Source organism: Thalassospira mesophila, assembly GCF_002115755.1.
GTDB lineage: Bacteria > Pseudomonadota > Alphaproteobacteria > Rhodospirillales > Thalassospiraceae > Thalassospira > Thalassospira mesophila.
This window is the reverse complement of record NZ_JFKA01000005.1, coordinates 315,618-334,248: the sequence shown is the minus strand read 5'-3', so window position 1 is coordinate 334,248 and position 18,631 is coordinate 315,618. Positions and strand designations below refer to the sequence as shown.

The window sequence follows — 18,631 nt, the reverse complement described above, 5'->3', positions numbered from 1 at the left end:
TCATTGCTGATGGTGGTGGTGGTCATGGTGCTGGCGCGATGGATTTATCAGAACCGGATCAGTTAAAACGAAACGTTATCCGCACCCTTTAGGCCCAGCATTGCACGGGCTTCGTCGGGGGTGGCAATTTCAAGGTTCAATCCGGCCAATATCTCGCGAATTTTAAATACCTGTTCGGCGTTGTTTTGCGCCAGTTCGCCCTTGCGGATATAAAGATTATCCTCAAGCCCGACACGCACATGCCCGCCCATGCTGGCTGACATGGTGGCAAACGGGATTTGATGGCGTCCGGCCCCCAGGACTGAAAACCGGTATTGATCGCCAAAAAGCCGGTCGGCAGTGGCTTTCATATGGATCAGGTTTTCAGGGTCGGCACCAATGCCGCCGAGAATACCCAGCACGAATTGCAAAAAGATCGGCCCTTTGACCAGACCGCGATCGACATAATGGGCCAGGGTATAAAGATGGCCGACATCGTAGCATTCAAATTCAAACCGGGTGCCGTTGGCTTCGCCCAATTTCGCCAGCATTATTTCTATATCTGAAAAAGTATTTTTAAATACGAAATCCCGGCTGTTTTCCAAAAATTCCGGTTCCCAGTCATATTGCCATTCTGTTTTGCGATTAAGGGCTGGAAACAGGCCGAAATTCATGGTGCCCAGGTTTAGCGACGCCATTTCGGGGGCGGCTTGTTGTGCAGCTTGTATGCGTTGCTCGACCGTCATGGTCATGCCGCCGCCCGTTGAAATGTTGATAACGGCGTCGGTGGCATCTTTGATGCGCGGCAGGAACTGCATGAACAAAGCCGGGTCGGGTGCCGGAAAACCTGTTTTGGGGTCCCGGGCGTGCAAATGTAAAATTGCCGCACCGGCATTGGCCGCTGCAATCGCCTGTTCGGCAATTTCATCGGGGGTTATTGGCAAATAGCGGCTCATGGACGGGGTATGAACCGACCCGGTAACCGCACAGGTGATGATAACCTTATCCGCCATGATCAAAACCTCCGGCCTGTTTTAATTCGGTCGCAAGTTCGGCCAAGGCTTCGTTGAGCGGGATCAGGATATCGTCGAACTGGTCAGGTGTGATGGTTAAGGGCGGGCAGATCATAACGTGGTCGCCCCGATAACCGCCCCGCGTGCGCCGCCAGTAAATGATTAATCCCTTGTCATAGGCGATATCAACCAAGCGGGCCGCAGCCATGTGTTTTGGCGCAATCGGTTCCATGCTGTCGCGATTGGCCACCAGTTCAATCGCCAGCATCAGGCCAAGGCCGCGCACATCGCCAATCATGGCATGTTGGGCCATCAGCTTGGTGAGTTCGGCCTTTAGCGCCGCGCCTGATTGGGCGGCATTGGCCAGAAGGTCGTCTTGTTCAATGACATCAAGCACCGCATTGCCCGCAGCACAGGCAATCGGGTTGCCCGCATAGGTATAGCCGTGAATAAACCCGCCATGGTCCAGCACCGGGCCGACAATGCGGTCAGGTGCGATCATGGCACCCAGCGGCACATAGCCCGCTGCCAGCCCCTTGGAGACGGCCAGAATATCGGGCACGATGTTCCAGTGTTCGGCGGCAAAATAGGTACCGGTGCGCCCGGCACCGGTCATGACTTCATCGTAAATCAGCAAAATGCCGTATTGGTCGCAAATTTCGCGAATGCGGGCGTAATAACTATCGGGTGCGACAAGTGCGCCGGTGGCCGCCCCGCCAACCGGTTCCATGATAAATGCCAGCACGGTTTCCGGGCCTTGGCGTAAAATTTCGGCTTCCAGCATGTTGGCGTATTTCAGCCCCCGGTCATGATCGCTAAGATCATCGCGGTCAAGGTAGCAGGTGGGCGCAGGGATTTTGGGTTGATCGACCATCATCGGGGCAAAGGGCGCGTGCATGGGGGTATAGCCGGTGATGGCCAGCGCGCCGAGTGTTGAGCCATGATAGCTGGGAAAGCGCGAAATGACTTTGAAACGCTGTGCTTCGCCAATGGCAAGGGCGTATTGGCGCGCCAGTTTCAGGCAGCTTTCAACGGCTTCGGACCCGCCTGATACAAAAAACACCCGTTCGAGATCGCCCGGTGCGCGTTCGGCCAAACGCCACGCCAGATTTTCGGCGGCCTCGTTTTCAAAATGCAGGCGATAGGCAAAAGTCGCCTTTTGCATCTGGTCTTGCATGGCGGCAATCACGCGCGGGTCGCTATGGCCAATATTGCTGACCATGGCCCCGCTTGACGCATCAATATAGCGTTTGCTATCCACATCCCACATGTAAACGCCCTTGGCATGGTCAATCAGGGGGCGGCGGGATCGGCTTTGATAAAACAGGCGGGATTCCCGGTTATGTCCGGGTTTTGTCTTTTCAGGTGTCATTTTGGACGTCATTTCGGGGGGCTTTCCTGAACCGGTCGATCAGTCTGCGTGACCGGGTAACAACACACAATTACGCGCGGCGATATGCATAAAAATATCGGCACCTTCGCCAAAGGGGCGGTAATCAATGGGGTTGATAACCTGCCAGTCGCGCCCGGCGGCGGTGACAAAATAGCGGGCCATTTGTCCCAGATAATCAACGGTTTTAACCTTGCCGGGAATGGCAACAGTATCGGCACTGCTGTTATCTTGATCCGAGAGAGCAATTTTTTCGGCGCGGATAACGGCACGAACCTGCTGTTGGTTGTTCACCCGGCTGACCTGATGGGCGGTGGTCAGCAAGGTTTGTCCGCCGTGCAATTCAACCGGCGTCACCTCGCCACCGTCACCGGCCAAGGCACCGGCGATAATGTTGGAGTGCCCCAGAAAATCGGCAACAAAGGCGGAAACCGGGTTGTTGTAAACCTCTTCGGGCGCCCCTTCCTGCTCGACCACACCATTGTTCATCACCACCAGTTTGTCCGACATGGCCAGGGCCTCGGACTGGTCATGGGTGACAAAAACGGTGGCAACACCCAGTTCGCGCTGAATGCGTTTTAGCTCCACCCTCATTTCTTCGCGCAGATTGGCATCAAGGGCGGATAAAGGTTCGTCAAGCAACAAAACATCGGGCTGGATCACAATGGCGCGGGCCAGCGCAATGCGCTGTTGCTGCCCACCGGAAAGCTGGTTGGGATAGCGGTCACCAACATTGGGCAATTGCACAAGGTCGAGCGCATTTTTGACCTTTTGGGCAATGTCGGCTTTGCTGACCTTGCGGTATTTCAGGCCAAAGGCGATGTTATCGAAAATGGTTTTATGGGGAAACAGGGCGTAATTTTGAAACACCAACCCCAGATTGCGTTTGTGAATGGGCAATTCATTGACCCGTTTATCGCGGATTACAAGATCGCCTTCGGTGATGTCGGTTAGCCCCGCGATCATACGCAGCGTGGTGGTTTTGCCACAGCCCGACGGCCCCAAAAACGTAACAAAGCTGTTGTCGGGGACGGTCAGGTCCATCCGTTTTACGGCGGTGAAGTCGCCATATCGTTTAACGACATTGCGCATTTCAACAGCATTCTGGCGTTCGCCCATTCTTCCATACCTTCGTTCGTGGCAGTAAAAACAACCCGGCCCCGCAACAGGGAGAGGCCACCGGGGCCGGGGTGTCGTCACAGGTTTGAAGCGGTGTTAATAGCCGCGCTGGACCCGCGAAAATTTCTTGGACCAGTCCGCTTCGTTTTTGTTCCAGTATGCCGGATCAAAGAAGCTAAGCCCGTCAAGGGTGCCGCTGGGGTCAAAGGCGGGCAGGGTCGGAATGACTTTGCCCAGTTCAACCTTTTTCGGGTCGAGTGCGGGCGGATAGGATTGGCCTTCGGCAACGGCTATGGCGACGTCTGGCTCCAGCATGAAATTCAACAGTTCTTCACAGGCCGCCATCGGGCTTCCTTTAAGAACAAAGATGCATTCCTGCCAGCCAAGGCCGCCTTTGGGGTCGTAATAGCCAATGTCGTGGCCCTGATCTTGTAAGGCGCGAATACGGCCCGACCAGCCTTCGGTGACATAGATTTCTTCTTCGGCCAGAAGGCTCATCAGTTCGGCACCCGATGTCCAGTATTTCAGGGCCAGGTCGCGGTGCTTGCGGATCATGTCCCAAACGGCTTCGATGTCCTGAATGTCGTTGGGGTTCTGGTCCGATTGCAGGGCACCGTACCAGATACGGGTTTTCCATTCGGCCCAGCCACCGATTTTGCCTTTATAGGCGTCATCAACCATCAGCTTCGCGCCCTTGGCTTTGGCTTCGTCATCGCTGATATGTTTGCGATTATAGGCAATGCCGGTGGTGCCATAGTCATAGGGAACAGCGGAAAGTTTGCCGTTTGAAATTTTGCGAAGCGGTGTGATCAGATTGGGGATCACGGTTTTCAAATTCGGAATGTTATCTTCGTTCAGCTCGGAGCTAAGCTCCATATTGTGATAACGGGCATAATCAAACACACCCGAAAGATGGGCGAGGTTAAATTCGCCGGGCTGGCTGGACTTAACCCGTGCCAGATATTCATCGGCGCCGCCAAATGTACCCGATACAACCTTGATGCCGGTTTTTTGGGTGTAAGGCGCAAAGGCGTATTTTTCAAAGGCTTCGGAAACCACACCGCCCCAGCCGTCGAAACGGACCTGTTCGGGTGTTGCGGCCTTGGCGGAATTAACCAACATGCCCATTGGCCCGCCCATAATGCCGGCGGTGGCCCCGGCGGCACCCAGTACAGTTAAAAAGGTGCGGCGGCTGATTTCGCCGTTTTTAAAACGGGTTAACAGGCGTTCATAACGTTTTGTGTCATCCATCGGGTAGCCTCCTGATAAAGGTTTTGATGTTTTTGTATTTTGTTTGGGCAATTGGCGACGGGTTTTCCCGTTTCGTTAATTTTGTGTTTTGGCTTTCATGCGTTGCGCCGACATGTGCCGGGCAATGGCGGTGGCAATAAGGGGCAGGGCGACGGTGAAAATCACCATAACGGCCCCCAGCGCATTGATTTCCGGGCTGATGGAATTGCGCAGCATGGCAAAAATCTGGGTGGGGACGGTTTCAACACCGCCCGGTTTCCAAAACAGGGTGCCGGTAATATCGTCAAACGAAATGGTGAAGGAAAACAGCATTCCCGCCATCACTGCCGGTAACATTAAGGGCAGGGTGATTTCAAAAAATGTCTGGATCGGCGTTGCGCCCAGGCTCATGGCGGCTTCTTCAACGTCGCGGCGTATCGATACCAGGCGTGCCTGCACCACCAGCAATACGAACGGCAAGGTAAACACCACATGGCCCATTAACAGCAGGCCGAAACTTTTCGGCAGTTCCAGAAACTGTAAAAACAGCAGCAATGCCACCGCCAGAACCACTTCGGGGATCAGGATCGGGGCGATCAACAGGCTGGAAATCGCCTTTTTGCCGGGAAAGTCATAACGGACCATGGCAACGGCGGCCATGGTGCCAATTGTTGTGGAAATGGCGCTGGTTAAGGCACCCAGTAACAGCGATGTTTTAAAGGCGCGCACGATGGCATCGTTATGCAGCAGCGAATTAAACCAGCGCAGCGAAAACCCTTCGATCGGGAAACTGCCAAACTGGTTGGCGTTAAAAGCCAGCAAAATGACCACCGCGACGGGCGCGAATAAAAACAGATAGACCAGAATGGTGGCAATGCGGATCCAGGACCAGCCGTTTGTCATGACCATATCCCCCTTACCGGAAACTTTTGGCGATTTGATCAACGCCAAGATAACGGGTGTAAATCACAACCAGCCCGCCCAGAAATGCCAGCAGCACCAGCGATAGTGCTGAACCCAGCGGCCAGTTTAACTGCGTAATGATGGCTTCATAGACCAGATTGGCGAACATCGCATCGCGCGGCCCGCCCAAAATTAGCGGGGTGATATAGGTGCCCGCCGCCAGCACAAAACACAAAAGCGAGCCCGCAGCGAGGCCGGGAAAAGACAACGGCAGGGTGACCTCTCGAAAGGCCTGAAACCCGTTGCAGCCAAGGCTTTCGGCGGCTTCGGTCAGGTTTTTGTCGATGCCCTCAAGGCTGACATAGACATTTAAAATCATAAAAGGCAGCAAATAATGCACAAGGCCCAGAACAACCGTGGTCTGGTTATAAAGCATGTTGAGCGGGCTATCGATGATACCAGCCCATAAAAGCAGGCCATTTAACGCGCCTGATGTGCCAAGGATATTGATCCACGACATGGTGCGGATGATATAGCTGATCCAGAAGGGCAGCATTAACATCAGCAACAGCAAGGTTTTGGACCGCATCTTGGTGTTGGCAACGAAATAGGCCGGGATATAGCCGACAAAGGCGCAAATTATGGTGGTGTAAAGGGCGATTTTCAGGGTTTGAAACAGGATGTCGCGATAAAAAACGTCGCTAAGAACTTCCTGCCAGTTATCGAGATAAAACCCGACCTGGTCGGCACCGGTGGCGGTGCGCAGCCAGAATGAATACACCACGATAAACATCATGGGGATCACAAGCAGTAATCCGATCGTCGTCAATGACGGCGATAGCAGTATCCATGGCGCGCGTTTTTGCGCACTTGCGATATCTGCGGCCATATGGGCCTCCCGTTTTTGCGGCTGGAACGGATCATTATTTTACCCTGATATCCGTTTCAACCGGGCAGCCTGCGCTGCCGATTATGGCTGTTTCACCCATTCCACCTTATGCTTGCCTATAGCGCAAATAGATAAGTAGAATGTATCTCATAGCCGTTTGCTATGGGGGCAGTATGGACGACATTTTAAAACGCCGGTTTGACTGGAATTTGCTGCACACGTTTACCGTGATTGTCGAAGAACGATCAATCACCGGGGCGGCCAACCGCCTGTTATTGCGCCAGCCTAGTGTCAGCAATGCCTTAAAACGGCTGGAAGACCAGATTGGCGCGCGCCTGATTGACCGGGAGCGGGGCCGGTTTGAAGTGACCGAACAAGGACTGGCACTTTATCACGAATGCCGCGAAATTTGCGGGGCGATTGGCCGTTTGTCCGATGTAATGCAAGATAGCGGCGGGCAATTAACCGGTCATTTGCATTTATGGATGGCAAGCCATGTGGTGTTTCCCCCACTGGACGACGCCCTGTTTGAATTTAACCGGGGCCATCCGCGCGTGACATACGAAATCAATGTTGCGACATCGGCACATGTTGTCAGCCAGGTCTTGTCGCAACAGGCCAGTTTTGGCATTTGCCTGGTTAATGAACAGCACCCTAAACTGGAATATCGTCGGCTTTATCGTGAGCATTTCGGCTTTTTTTGCGGGCCAACGCATCATTTGTTTGGCCGCACGGACCTGACGCTGGCCGATTTGCGCCACGAGGCGTTCGTGTCGTTTTCCACCGATCAGCTATCGGATGCCTTGGCACCGGTCGCTGTCTTGCGGGCGCGCGAAGGCATGAAAGGCAAGGTGATTGCCACCAGCCCGCATCTGGAAGAAGTGCGCCGTTTGATTAATGCCGGGCTGGGGATTGGCCCCTTGCCGATCCATGTGGTTAAAAATGCGCGCGACCGGGGCATTTTGTGGCAATTGCCACCCTATGATGCGCCACCCGCGATTGATATTTATCTGGTCACCAACCCGCGCATGTCGCTGGGCCGGGCGGAGCGCTTTTTTATCGATAATCTGACATCGCGGCTGGACGCCGCCCCTGACGGGTTTTTTATCTATTCGTAAGGATTGCAGGCTTGTGCCAGCCAAGGCTTTGGGCCAGCATGCGCCAAACATTATCAAACACCGGGAACGTCATGAAAATTGTTTATTTTGCCTGGGTCAAAGACCGCATCGGCATTGCCGAAGAAACACTGGATTTACCAACGGATATTAAAACCGTTGCCGATTTGCTGGCATGGATGCCAACACGCGGGGCCAATTATGCCGATGCCATGAAAGACCCGGCTTTGGTGCGTGTGGCACTGGATCAGGAATTTGCCCAGCCCGATGCGGTGATTGGCGAAACACGCGAAATCGCATTATTTCCGCCGGTTACAGGTGGCTAACAGCCAAACATGAAAAAGGCGGCCCGGATATATACAGGCCGCCCTTCGTTTTTGTGTCGTGGGTACGTTTGTTTTAACTAGGTCAGGCTGGCAAAAAATTCGCGGCGGCCCAGCGTGCCAGACAGGCGGCCTTCGCGGGTTAAAATCACCGGGTTTTGGGTGATTTCCCGCATTTCGACCAGATTTTTCAAGAGTACCGTATCATCGGCGACAAAAATGATCGAGTTGTCCGTTGCATCCAGATGGGCGGGCAAGGTGCCGTCATAATTGATCAGCTTTAACGCGCCATTTTCGCCGCTTTGGGCCGATTTGATCACACCATTTTCCACGGTGATCTGGATATCTTCGTCCTCGATGGCAAAATTGCCAGAACCGTTACGCTGTTCCTTGGTGGCGCGTTGCATGATGGCGCGGCCCCGCAAAATGTTAACCGGGTTCATATGGGCGACAAAATCGGCGACATAGTCATTGGCCGGGCGAAGGGCGATGTCCTCGGGCGTGCCATGCTGCACCACATAACCACCTTCCATGATGGCAATCGAATTGCCCAGTTTCATGGCTTCATCAAGATCATGGCTGACAAATAAAATGGTTTTGTTCAGCTTGTCCTGCAAATCGAGCAATTCATCCTGCAAGCGATTGCGGATAAGCGGATCAAGGGCGGAAAAGGGTTCGTCCATCAGCAGGATTGGCGCGTCGGTGGCAAAGGCGCGAGCAAGGCCGACACGTTGCTGCATACCGCCTGAAAGTTCATGGGCGTATTTTGAAGCCCATTCATCCAAGCCCACCAAAGCAAGTTTTTCACGCACGACTTCGTCGCGTTGTTTGGCATTCATGCCGCGCAGTTCCAGCCCGAAACCGACATTTTCGGCAACGGTGCGCCACGGCAGCAGCGCAAATTGCTGAAACACCATCGCGACATGTTCGCGGCGCAGTGTGCGCAGGGTTTGTGCATTGCATGTGGTGACATCGGTAACGTCGTTTTCATCGCCATGGCGCACGCGCAATGACCCGCGCGAGACCTTGTTCAGGCCATTTACACAGCGCAACAATGATGATTTTCCCGAGCCAGACAACCCCATCAGCACGCAAATTTCACCTTGCGGCACGTTAAAGCTGACATCGGCAACGCCAAGGATATTGTTGGTGGCTTCCTGAATTTCCGAGCGGTTTTTACCCTGATCCAGCAGGGCGAGGGCATCGGCCTGACGGTCGCCAAAAATTACGTCGATATTATCGAATTCAACGGCATTGGTCATGTTATTGCCCCGTATTTTCACTGTTGTCGCGGCGGCATATGCGGTCCAGCACGATGGCAAGAATGACAATCGCCAAACCGGCCTCGAAACCTTGTGCGATGTTAACGGTGTTAAGCGCGCGAACAACCGGCTTGCCCAGACCATCGGCACCAACAAGGGCGGAAATCACCACCATTGACAGCGATAGCATGATGCACTGGGTCAGCCCGGCCATGATCGATGGCATGGCGGAAGGCAGTTCGACCTTGAATAAAAGCTGGCGCGGGGTGCAGCCAAAACTTTGCCCGGCCTCGATTAAGGCTTTTGGGGTGGACGCAATGCCAAGCTGGGTTAAGCGAACCGGAGCGGCGATAGAGAAAATGATTGTCGAAATCAGCCCGGGAACCACGCCCAGACCAAACAGGATCAGGGTTGGAATAAGATAAACAAATGTCGGGATGGTTTGCATCAGATCCAGCACCGGGCGCAGCGCATGAGACAACCATGGCCGGTGGGCCGCTGCCACACCGAGCGGAATACCAATGACCATACAAATCAGCGTGGCGTAAAACACCATCGCCAATGTTTCCATGGTGGCTTCCCAATAGCCAAGATTAACAATTAGCAACAGGGACAACACGGTAAAGGCCGTGAGCTTCCATGATTTATGCAGCCAGATCGCCAGACCGGCAAAAAACGCGATAATTACCAGCGGGTGCAGCCAGACAAGTGCATCAACAGTGTGGTCAATAACAAAGCCCAGCGCATCCGAGATGGCATAAAATACAAAGTCGGCATGCTCATTAAGGCCATCCATCAAGGATGCAATCCAGCTTCCCAGCGGAATTTTGGTTTCCGTGAGCCATTCCATAGAATTAATTCCATCAATTATGATTGGGTATTTACAAATTCAAACGCAGATCGGTGTTTGTTTATGCCGTTTCATATGCGTCAGGCACGACCCCTGCCCACGGTAAAACCGGGGCAGGGGTCGCCGTGCAGGTTTTTGGGGCCAGATTAAAGGCCGAGTTCTTTTTTCAAGGCAGCTTTGGCATCGCCGCCATCAACGGTGGTCACACCATCAAGCCACCCATAAGCAGTATCGGCATTATTTTTGAGCCATGCCGTGGCGGCTTTTGCCGGGTCCTGATTGTCGTTAAGGATGGAATCCATGATCTGGTTTTCCATCGGCAGGCTGAATTTCAGGTTATCGACGAATTTGCCGGCATTCGGGCAATCAGCAAGGAAACCCTTGCGGACATTGGTGTAAACCGTGGCCCCGCCATAGTTGGGGCCGAAAACATCGTCGCCGCCATCAAGATAATTCATATCGTATTTGGCATTCATCGGGTGCGGTTCCCAGCCAAGGAAGACGATGAATTTATCGCGCGATGTTTTGCGTTTTACCTGGGCCAGCATGCCTTGCTCGGATGATTCAACCAGTTTGAAATTGCCGAGATCAAACTGGTTATTGTCGATCATGTCCTGGATCAGGCGGTTGCCGTCATTGCCAGGTTCGATCCCGTAAATTTCGCCATCAAGCTGGTCTTTAAATTTGGCAATGTCCTGAAAACTTTTCAAACCGGCGTCATAGGCCGCCTTGCTGACTGCCAGGGTGTATTTTGCCCCTTCAAGATTGGCTTTCAGCTTTTCGACCGATCCATCGTCAAGATAAGGTTTGATATCGGCAGACATGGTCGGCATCCAGTTGCCCAAAAACACATCGACATCGCCGTTTTTAAGGCTGGCATAGGTCACAGGGACGGACAGCAATTCGGTTTTGGTGGTGTAACCCAGCGCATCAAGCATCACCGATGCGGTCGCCGTGGTTGCGGTAATATCGGTCCAGCCGACATCGGAAAAAGTAACGGTTTTGCAGGCGGTAGTGACTTCGGCCTGGGCCGTGGATGCGCCAAACAATACGGCACCGGTAATCATGGTGCTGCAAAGAAGGCGGTTGATGGTTTTGTGACGGATCATGCTTCTGGTTCTCCCTTATGTGGACCTGACGGTTACTGTTGCCAAACATGGCAACAGACTCTCGGTTCCGGAGGCCAGACGAACATCAACGGTCTTACTCGCCAATATCCGTCCAGAACCACAACACAACACGGTGTTGCGGGCCGGAATAAATATAAACAAACAGAGACACATACTGAAAAGGGCGCAAATGCGCGCTGTGATGCGGATGACAGCCCTGCCTGTTTTTATTGATTGAATGTTCAATTAAAGTACAGCATATTTACGGAAGGTCAATTGCGAAGGACAAAAAACCTGATATCGAGGTTTTTGGTTCTTCGGATCGCACGTTTTTGGATACCAGAATGCCCAAGGTTGGAATGCAGCCTGTCCGTCGCAGGCAATTGATAGACGCGACGATTACGACCATTCATCAGTATGGTTTTGCCGATGCGACAATCAGTCGCATCGCCGGTGCAGCCGGAATGTCATCGGGAATTATTTCGCATTATTTCGGCGGCAAAAATGCCCTGCTTGAAGCAACCATGCTGTTTTTATTGCAGGAATTGCGTGCCGACTTTTTAAAGCGGGTGGCACAATGCGCAACGCCCATGCAGCGTCTTGAAGCCATTGTGAACACCAATTTTAATGAAGAACAATGCACGCCGCCGGTGACAGTTGCCTGGTTGTCCTTTTGGGCGCAGGTGCCTTTTTCCGAAGGGTTGCGGCGGTTGAACACCGTGTATTTTCGCCGGTTGGCCTCGAACCTGCGCCATGAATTGCGCATTCTGACCAGCGATGAAAAGGCCAATGAAATTGCCGACGTGATGGCCGCAATGATTGACGGCATCTGGGTGCGGTCCGGTTTGTCGCCAGGGCAGGCGGATGTGACGGCTGCGCGCAAGATGGTGCTTGATACGCTGCACCTGCGATTGAACGCGGCCGCGGCCCCTTAACAGAAATTACCCCAAAGCGCGTTGCGCCTTTCGCGATGCTTGCAGGAGTTTATGAATATGACCCTTTATCAGATTAGAAATTTTATCGACGGCAAATTACAGCCAGGCAACGGCGTTGCCATGACGACCCTGAACCCGGCCAATAACGCGGTTCTTGCATCGGGTTTTGAAAGCACGGCGGGTGATGTCGATGCTGCCGTAAAAGCCGCGCGCAAAGGTTTGGCGATTTGGAGGGCCACCCCGAGCGCACAGCGCGCACGGGTGCTGTTTAAGGCCGCACAAATTTTGCGTGACCGTAACGACGAACTGGCATTGGTCGAAACCCGCGACACTGGCCGTGCCATTCAGGAAACCGAAATTGTGGATGTGGTTTCGGGTGTTGAATGCCTGGAATATTTTGCCGGCGTGGCGGGTAGTATCACGGGCGAGCATATCGACCTTGCCGGCAATTTTGCCTATACGCGGCGTGAACCGGTTGGCGTATGTGCCGCCATTGGCGCGTGGAATTACCCGATTCAGATTGCATGTTGGAAAGCCGCTCCGGCATTGGCATGTGGTAATGCCGTTGTTTACAAACCATCCGAGGTAACGCCGTTATCCGCCATCGCTGTGGCCCAGGCCTTGCAGGAAGCCGGGTTGCCCGACGGGGTTTATAACGTGGTTCAGGGCGCGCGCGAATGCGGGGCTGCGTTGGTCGAACATCCCGGTGTGGACAAGGTTTCATTGACCGGTTCAGCGCAGACCGGTGCAAAGGTAGCATCGGTTGCAGCGGGCGGCATGAAAGCCGTGACCATGGAACTGGGCGGTAAATCGCCGATGATTGTATTTGAAGATGCTGATCTGGATAATGCGGTTTCGGGTGCGCAGATGGCAAATTTTTATTCATCCGGGCAGATTTGTTCAAACGGGACGCGAGTTTTTGTTCATGAAAGCGTCAAGGAGGCTTTTCTTGAAAAGCTGGTGGCGCGCAGCAAGAACCTTGTGCTGGGTGACCCGGAAAAACCTGAAACCCAGGTTGGCCCGATTGTCAGCAAAGCGCAGTTTGACAAAATCATGTCCTATATTGAGATCGGAAAAAAAGAAGGCGCAAAAGTTGTGCTGGGCGGGGATGCCGTGACAGAAAACATGCCCAGGGGCGGTTATTATGTGGCACCCACCGTATTTGCCGACTGCACCGACGATATGACCATTGTGCGCGAAGAAATTTTTGGGCCGGTCATGTCGGTTTTAACCTTCAAAACCGAGGAAGAAGCCATTCGCCGTGCCAATGATACCGAATACGGGCTGGCAGCAGGTGTGTTTACTCGTGATTTGTCGCGCGGGCATCGGGTGGTCGCACAGCTTGAAGCAGGAACCTGCTGGATCAATACCTATAACATCACCCCGATTGAAATGCCGTTTGGCGGGGTTAAAAAATCGGGTGTAGGCCGGGAAAACAGCCGCGCGGCAATTGATCATTATACCCGTGTTAAATCCGTTTATGTCGAAACCGGGGATGTGGAAGCGCCCTATTAAGCGTTCAGCGTGACGCGCCACCGCTCCCCCGTATTGCCAGACACAAGGATTGAAAATGAATAATTCTCCCCCCATAAGCAATTACGATTACGTCATTGTTGGCTCTGGATCGGCCGGGGCTGTTTTGGCCAACCGGTTAACCGAAGACCGCAACGTAAACGTGCTGGTGATTGAAGCCGGGCCGGTGGACCATACGTGGGACTGGCGCATTCATATGCCCACCGCGCTGTCATATCCGATGCAGTCCGAACGTTATAACTGGGCCTATTGGACCACGGCGCAAAAAAACCTGAATAATCGCCGCATGGAAACACCGCGTGGCCGGGTTTATGGCGGGTCCAGCTCGATTAACGGTATGGCCTATGTGCGCGGGCATGCACTGGATTATAATCGCTGGGCAACGGACCCGGGATTGGCCCAGTGGGATTATGCCAACTGCCTGCCCTATTTTCGCAAGGCCAATACCCGCAATCAAGATAGCCAGGGTGATGATTATCACGGTGGCGATGGCCCGCAGCATGTAACGACGGGGGCCTGTAAAAACCCGCTTTACAAGGCATGGATCAAGGCGGGCGAACAGGCCGGTTACCCGGTGACGACAGACCAGAACGGTTATCGTCAGGAAGGTGTCGGCACCATGGATATGACGGTTTATAAAGGCCGTCGCTGGTCCACCAGCCGGGCCTATTTGCGCCCGGCGATGAAACGGGCAAACCTGACCGTGCATCACAAGGCGCTGGCATTGCGCATTGTTTTTGATGGCAAGCGTGCAGTTGGGGTGGATTACCAGCATCAAGGCGGGGTTAAACGCGCCACGGTGGACCGCGAAGTTATTGTATCGGGCGGGTCGATCAATTCGCCCAAACTGTTGATGCTTTCGGGCATTGGCCCGGCGGCACATCTTAAAGAACATGATATTGCGGTGGTGCAGGATTTACCCGGTGTGGGCGAAAACCTGCAGGACCATCTGGAACTGTATGTACAGCAGGAATGTAGCCAGCCGATTAGTTTGCACCGGGTATTGAACCCGTGGGGCAAGCTGAAGGTTGGGCTGGAATGGTATCTGTTTAAAACCGGGCTGGGGGCATCCAACCATTTTGAGGCGGGCGGGTTTATTCGTTCGCGTGCCGGGGTGCAACACCCCGATATTCAATATCATTTCCTGCCAGCGGCGATGAATTACAATGGTTCGGGGGCGGCGGAAAATGATGGTTTTCAGGCCCATGTTGGGCCAATGCGGTCCCAATCGCGCGGGACGATTCGTTTGGCATCGGCCAACCCGGCGGAACGCCCCATTGTTGACCCCAATTACATGAGCCACCCCGAAGACTGGGAAGAAATGCGGGCATCGGTGCGGTTAACCCGCGAAATTTTTGGCCAAAGCGCGTTTGACGATTTGCGCGGTGGCGAAATATCACCGGGCAAGGATGTGCAAACCGATGCCGAAATTGATGCCTGGGTCGCCCAACATACCGAAAGTGCCTATCATCCGTCTTGCTCGTGCAAAATGGGCAGCGATGATATGTCGGTGGTGGATGGCGACACCAAAGTTCATGGCATTGAAGGGCTGCGGGTGGTCGATAGCTCGATCATGCCGACCATCGCATCGGGCAATTTGAATGCGCCGACCATCATGATTGGTGAAAAAGCCGCCGATATTATTCGCGGGCAATCGTTGCCGCCGTCAGACGCGCCGTTTTGGGTAAACCCGGAATGGGAAACCCGCCAGCGATAACATGTGCTGTGCTGCCTTGTTATGCAGGCCGGATGTCCCCGCAGTGGATATCCGGCCTGTTTCGTTCGGGGCGCTGTTTCAGGGGTGTTGTCGTTGCCGCTCGCATTGCTTTTCAGGGCCATTGCAGCGATGATTGCGGATATTTTATGCAATCGATTATAGGCGAGGGACCATGCAGGAAATCAGCCTGTTAAATTCTGTCATCGGGCCGGTAATGCGCGGGCCGTCAAGCTCGCATTGTGCGGCACCCTATATGATGGCGCGGCTGGTGCGCCAGCTTTCAACATCAAATGGTGAAGTGCTGGAGAAAGCCGAAATTCGGTTTGATCCGCGCGGGTCGTTTGCGCCGGTCTATCAGGCGCAAAGTTCAGACGAAAACTTTGCCGCCGGTCTTGCCAATGTGGCCCTGACTGATCCGGGTTTTCGCGATGTTCTGGGAAAGGTCAGCAAGGGTGAAGGCTTTACCTTTGCCGTGTCGATTACAGACCTGAGCCGGAACAATCACGCGAACCGGGTTGATCTTGAACTACTGGTAAAGCAAGCCGATGGCACAGTGCGAACGGATGCGTATCAGGGCGCGTCTGTTGGTGGGGGCATGTTCTATATCGATCAGATGAACGGGCAGAATGTTTACCTGACGGGAAAAACAGCCGTTGTATTTGTGTATGGGCCAGACATTGGCGCGCAGACACAAAACCTTGTTTCGTTGGCAGGAGAGAATAACCAGCTTTTGGGCAGCGATATTACAACCATCGTAACCGCGGGTGGCACGGCGACGGAACGGTTGGAGGTATCACTACAGCGCGTACCAGATCGTAACGTTCTTGCAAAATTGCGTGCAACTGCCGGTGTCGATCAGGTTCTGGTGGCAGACGCAGCGCAATATCCGGTTTGTGCCACCGATGATCTGTTTTCAACAACCGATGGCGTGCTTGATGTTGTGAAGGACCATAACGGATCGTTGTCCGACACGGCATTGGCACTCGAAGCCCTGCGTTTGGGCCTTGGGCGCGATGAAACCCGGCAATTGTTTGTCGAGCGCGCGCAATTGATGCTGCGTGTTGTTGACGAAGGTTTTGCCGCCCGCGAAGCCGACAATGTGATGCGGTTTTTAACCTTGCGCGCACGGCGGGTGCGTGATGCCAATTTGCCCGCCGGGTTGGGCGGTTCTGTATTGCAAGACGCCATCGCCGGGGCCCTGGCGGCGATGGAGCGTGATTCAAACCGGGGGTTGGTGGTGGCCGCGCCGACCGCAGGCAGTGCCGGGGTTGTGCCAGGTACGTTATACGGGTTGGTGCGCCACGGGATTGACATTGAAGGGGCGACGGATGCCCTGCAGGTGATGGCGTTAATTGGCGCTGTATTTGCCGCACGCGGTACATTTGCCGCCGAATGCGGCGGGTGTTCGGTGGAAACCGGGGCGTCGGCGGCGATGGCGGCGGCCGGGGTTGTGCAGGCTTATGGTGGCAGCGCAGAACAATGTTTTGATGCCGCCAGCATGTGCCTGATGAACACATTGGGGCTGGTCTGTGACCCGGTGGGCGGGGATGTTGAAATTCCGTGTCATGCCCGCAATGTTGCGGGGGTATCGCATGCCTATTCATCTGCGATGGCGGTGATTGCCGGGTTTGATGCGGTTTTGGGATATGACGAACTGGTCGATCAAACTGTGAAAATTGGCAGCATGATGCATCCTGATTTACGCTGCACGGCACGCGGTGGCTGTGCCGCCACAAAAACAGCGCAAAAAATGGTTGAGGAAGTAACCGCTAACCTGCAGTGAATGCACAAATAATTGATCTGCCCCCTTGGCGTTTGGATGTGAATGGCGCACACTTGGGCAAGGTCCACAACACCGAGGCATATTGTGTTTACCCCCAGTTTTTTAACGGCGAACGACAAGACAGGGGCCTATCCGGCATCCTATTACGCGGCGTCGGCCCATCCCGTTTATGGATTTGATACGTTTGATGGCGATGTCACCTGCGATGTTGTGGTGATTGGGGGCGGGTTTACCGGGTTGTCGTCGGCATTGCATCTGGCAGAACTGGGTTATGATGTGGTGTTGCTTGAAGCCCACAAGGTGGGCTGGGGCGCATCGGGGCGCAATGGCGGGCAGGTTGGCTCCGGCCAGCGGCGCGAACAGGACGAGCTTGAAAAAATGCTGGGCGTCGATGATGCCCGCAAATTGTGGGACATCGCCGAACAATCCAAGGACATTGTTAAAAGCCTGATTGAAAAACACGGTATTAACTGCGACTGGAAACCGGGCATTTTACATGCCGATCACCGGGAACGGTTTGTAAAAGGCACCCACGAATATGCCGACAAATTGCGTGATGAATATGGTTATGACCAGATTCGCAAGATTGATCGCGATGAAATGCACAAAATGGTGGGGTCTGAATTTTACCATGGCGGGTCGCTTGATATGGGGGCAGGGCACCTGCATCCGTTAAACTTTGCCCTTGGTCTGGCCGTGGCGGCACGAAAGGCCGGGGTCCGCATTTATGAAAACGCCATGGTGAGCGAATATACCACGGGTGAAAATGTTACCGTAAAGGTGCGCGGGGGGCAGACTGTAACCGGCCAAATGCTGATTTTAGGCTGTAACGGGTATCTTGACGGGTTGGAAGACCGGGTGGCGCGGCGCGTAATGCCGATTAACAATTTTATCATCGCCACCGAACCGCTGGGCGATGACATGGCCCGCGAATTGATCCGTGACGACGTTGCCGTGGCGGATTCAAAATTTGTCATCAACTATTACCGGTTAAGTGCCGATAACCGTATGCTGTTTGGCGGCGGGGAAACCTATAGCTATCATTTCCCCAAAGACATCAAAAGTTTTGTTCAGCCTTATATGCTGGAAGTTTACCCGCAATTGCGCGATGCCCGCATTGATTATGGCTGGGGGGGGACGCTGGCGATTACCATGAACCGGATGCCGTATTTCCGCCGGGTGGAAAACCGGGTGTTTTCGGCCAGTGGATATTCCGGGCACGGGGTTGCGATGGCGACACTGGCCGGGCAAATTATGGCGGAAGCTGTTTCAGGTACGATGGAACGCTTTGATGTGATGGCCAATATCCCTGTGCCGCAGTTTCCCGGTGGCAAAAGCCTGCGGTATCCATTGCTTGTTCTGGCAATGACGTGGTTTTCATTGCGCGACCGGCTTTAACAGGTTGTTGGCGACCTGTAGATATGATCGCCAGCCAGGCGATAAAAGGCTTATTATGTCAGCTAATGGAGCCAGTCTCCTGA

16 protein-coding genes are annotated in these 18,631 nt (G+C 53.9%); 7 read left to right on the top strand and 9 right to left on the bottom strand.

The annotated features are described in order from the left end of the window. Window positions 1–62: 62 nt before the first annotated feature. The 6 genes from kce to TMES_RS13705 all read right to left on the bottom strand — a co-directional run bounded on the left by kce (window position 63) and on the right by TMES_RS13705 (window position 6,523). Entirely contained in the window at window positions 63–992 is a 930-nt protein-coding gene (kce, locus tag TMES_RS13730) for a 3,5-dioxohexanoate:acetyl-CoA acetone transferase (protein ID WP_085583438.1), read from the bottom strand. Then, entirely contained in the window at window positions 982–2,376 is a 1,395-nt protein-coding gene (locus tag TMES_RS13725) for an aminotransferase family protein (protein ID WP_245835418.1), read from the bottom strand. Before TMES_RS13725 ends, kce begins: the two co-directional genes overlap by 11 nt. Before the next feature lie 27 nt (window positions 2,377–2,403). Continuing rightward, window positions 2,404–3,501: an ABC transporter ATP-binding protein gene (locus TMES_RS13720; protein WP_085583436.1), complete on the bottom strand. Its 1,098-nt coding sequence runs from the start codon at window positions 3,499–3,501 to the stop codon at window positions 2,404–2,406. A 96-nt stretch (window positions 3,502–3,597) separates the two neighbouring features. Further along, entirely contained in the window at window positions 3,598–4,752 is a 1,155-nt protein-coding gene (locus TMES_RS13715) for an extracellular solute-binding protein (protein ID WP_085583434.1), read from the bottom strand. Between the two features lie 75 nt (window positions 4,753–4,827). After that, the gene (locus TMES_RS13710; RefSeq protein ID WP_085583432.1) at window positions 4,828–5,634 is read right to left on the bottom strand and encodes an ABC transporter permease; all 807 of its coding nucleotides are present in this window, start codon (window positions 5,632–5,634) and stop codon (window positions 4,828–4,830) included. Between the two features lie 13 nt (window positions 5,635–5,647). After that, window positions 5,648–6,523, bottom strand: a complete 876-nt coding sequence (locus TMES_RS13705) for an ABC transporter permease (RefSeq protein ID WP_085583430.1) — start codon at window positions 6,521–6,523, stop codon at window positions 5,648–5,650. 173 nt (window positions 6,524–6,696) lie between these two features. On the opposite strand from TMES_RS13705, the gene TMES_RS13700 reads away from it, so the two are divergent. Continuing rightward, a complete protein-coding gene (locus TMES_RS13700) occupies window positions 6,697–7,641 on the top strand; it encodes a LysR family transcriptional regulator (protein ID WP_085583428.1) in 945 nt (314 codons plus the stop codon). Window positions 7,642–7,712: 71 nt separating this feature from the next. After that, window positions 7,713–7,964: a molybdopterin converting factor subunit 1 gene (moaD, locus tag TMES_RS13695; RefSeq protein ID WP_085583426.1), complete on the top strand. Its 252-nt coding sequence runs from the start codon at window positions 7,713–7,715 to the stop codon at window positions 7,962–7,964. A 77-nt stretch (window positions 7,965–8,041) separates the two neighbouring features. On the opposite strand, the gene choV is transcribed toward moaD, so the two are convergent. From choV to TMES_RS13680, 3 genes are all read right to left on the bottom strand, one after another. Further along, window positions 8,042–9,223 carry a choline ABC transporter ATP-binding protein gene (gene choV, locus TMES_RS13690; RefSeq protein ID WP_085583424.1) on the bottom strand — a complete coding sequence of 394 codons (1,182 nt, stop codon included), beginning with the start codon at window positions 9,221–9,223 and terminating at the stop codon, window positions 8,042–8,044. Between the two features lies 1 nt (window position 9,224). Next, window positions 9,225–10,073 (bottom strand): choline ABC transporter permease subunit, encoded by an 849-nt coding sequence (gene choW, locus TMES_RS13685; RefSeq protein ID WP_085583422.1) that lies wholly within the window; start codon window positions 10,071–10,073, stop codon window positions 9,225–9,227. Between the two features lie 146 nt (window positions 10,074–10,219). Further along, on the bottom strand, window positions 10,220–11,182 hold the full coding sequence (locus TMES_RS13680) for a choline ABC transporter substrate-binding protein (protein WP_085583420.1): 963 nt from the start codon (window positions 11,180–11,182) through the stop codon (window positions 10,220–10,222). Between the two features lie 344 nt (window positions 11,183–11,526). Here TMES_RS13680 and betI point away from each other — a divergent pair, with 344 nt between their 5' ends. From betI to TMES_RS13655, 5 genes are all read left to right on the top strand, one after another. Beyond that, entirely contained in the window at window positions 11,527–12,117 is a 591-nt protein-coding gene (gene betI / locus TMES_RS23335) for a choline-binding transcriptional repressor BetI (protein ID WP_139835601.1), read from the top strand. Between the two features lie 57 nt (window positions 12,118–12,174). Then, window positions 12,175–13,632, top strand: coding sequence for a betaine-aldehyde dehydrogenase (betB, locus tag TMES_RS13670; protein ID WP_143589651.1), 1,458 nt, complete (start codon window positions 12,175–12,177; stop codon window positions 13,630–13,632). A 55-nt stretch (window positions 13,633–13,687) separates the two neighbouring features. Continuing rightward, window positions 13,688–15,367, top strand: a complete 1,680-nt coding sequence (betA, locus tag TMES_RS13665) for a choline dehydrogenase (RefSeq protein WP_085583416.1) — start codon at window positions 13,688–13,690, stop codon at window positions 15,365–15,367. 172 nt (window positions 15,368–15,539) lie between these two features. Continuing rightward, on the top strand, window positions 15,540–17,150 hold the full coding sequence (locus TMES_RS13660; protein ID WP_085583414.1) for an L-serine ammonia-lyase, iron-sulfur-dependent, subunit alpha: 1,611 nt from the start codon (window positions 15,540–15,542) through the stop codon (window positions 17,148–17,150). 84 nt (window positions 17,151–17,234) lie between these two features. Next, window positions 17,235–18,548, top strand: coding sequence for an NAD(P)/FAD-dependent oxidoreductase (locus TMES_RS13655; protein WP_211275920.1), 1,314 nt, complete (start codon window positions 17,235–17,237; stop codon window positions 18,546–18,548). Window positions 18,549–18,631: the final 83 nt, after the last annotated feature.

Bases quoted from the DNA above. Each gene is read 5' to 3' on its own strand.
- kce (WP_085583438.1), bottom strand. From the start codon at position 992: ATGGCGGATAAGGTTATCATCACCTGTGCGGTTACCGGGTCGGTTCAT.
- TMES_RS13725 (WP_245835418.1), bottom strand. From the start codon at position 2,376: ATGACGTCCAAAATGACACCTGAAAAGACAAAACCCGGACATAACCGG.
- TMES_RS13720 (WP_085583436.1), bottom strand. From the start codon at position 3,501: ATGGGCGAACGCCAGAATGCTGTTGAAATGCGCAATGTCGTTAAACGA.
- TMES_RS13715 (WP_085583434.1), bottom strand. From the start codon at position 4,752: ATGGATGACACAAAACGTTATGAACGCCTGTTAACCCGTTTTAAAAAC.
- TMES_RS13710 (WP_085583432.1), bottom strand. From the start codon at position 5,634: ATGACAAACGGCTGGTCCTGGATCCGCATTGCCACCATTCTGGTCTAT.
- TMES_RS13705 (WP_085583430.1), bottom strand. From the start codon at position 6,523: ATGGCCGCAGATATCGCAAGTGCGCAAAAACGCGCGCCATGGATACTG.
- TMES_RS13700 (WP_085583428.1), top strand. From the start codon at position 6,697: ATGGACGACATTTTAAAACGCCGGTTTGACTGGAATTTGCTGCACACG.
- moaD (WP_085583426.1), top strand. From the start codon at position 7,713: ATGAAAATTGTTTATTTTGCCTGGGTCAAAGACCGCATCGGCATTGCC.
- choV (WP_085583424.1), bottom strand. From the start codon at position 9,223: ATGACCAATGCCGTTGAATTCGATAATATCGACGTAATTTTTGGCGAC.
- choW (WP_085583422.1), bottom strand. From the start codon at position 10,073: ATGGAATGGCTCACGGAAACCAAAATTCCGCTGGGAAGCTGGATTGCA.
- TMES_RS13680 (WP_085583420.1), bottom strand. From the start codon at position 11,182: ATGATCCGTCACAAAACCATCAACCGCCTTCTTTGCAGCACCATGATT.
- betI (WP_139835601.1), top strand. From the start codon at position 11,527: ATGCCCAAGGTTGGAATGCAGCCTGTCCGTCGCAGGCAATTGATAGAC.
- betB (WP_143589651.1), top strand. From the start codon at position 12,175: ATGACCCTTTATCAGATTAGAAATTTTATCGACGGCAAATTACAGCCA.
- betA (WP_085583416.1), top strand. From the start codon at position 13,688: ATGAATAATTCTCCCCCCATAAGCAATTACGATTACGTCATTGTTGGC.
- TMES_RS13660 (WP_085583414.1), top strand. From the start codon at position 15,540: ATGCAGGAAATCAGCCTGTTAAATTCTGTCATCGGGCCGGTAATGCGC.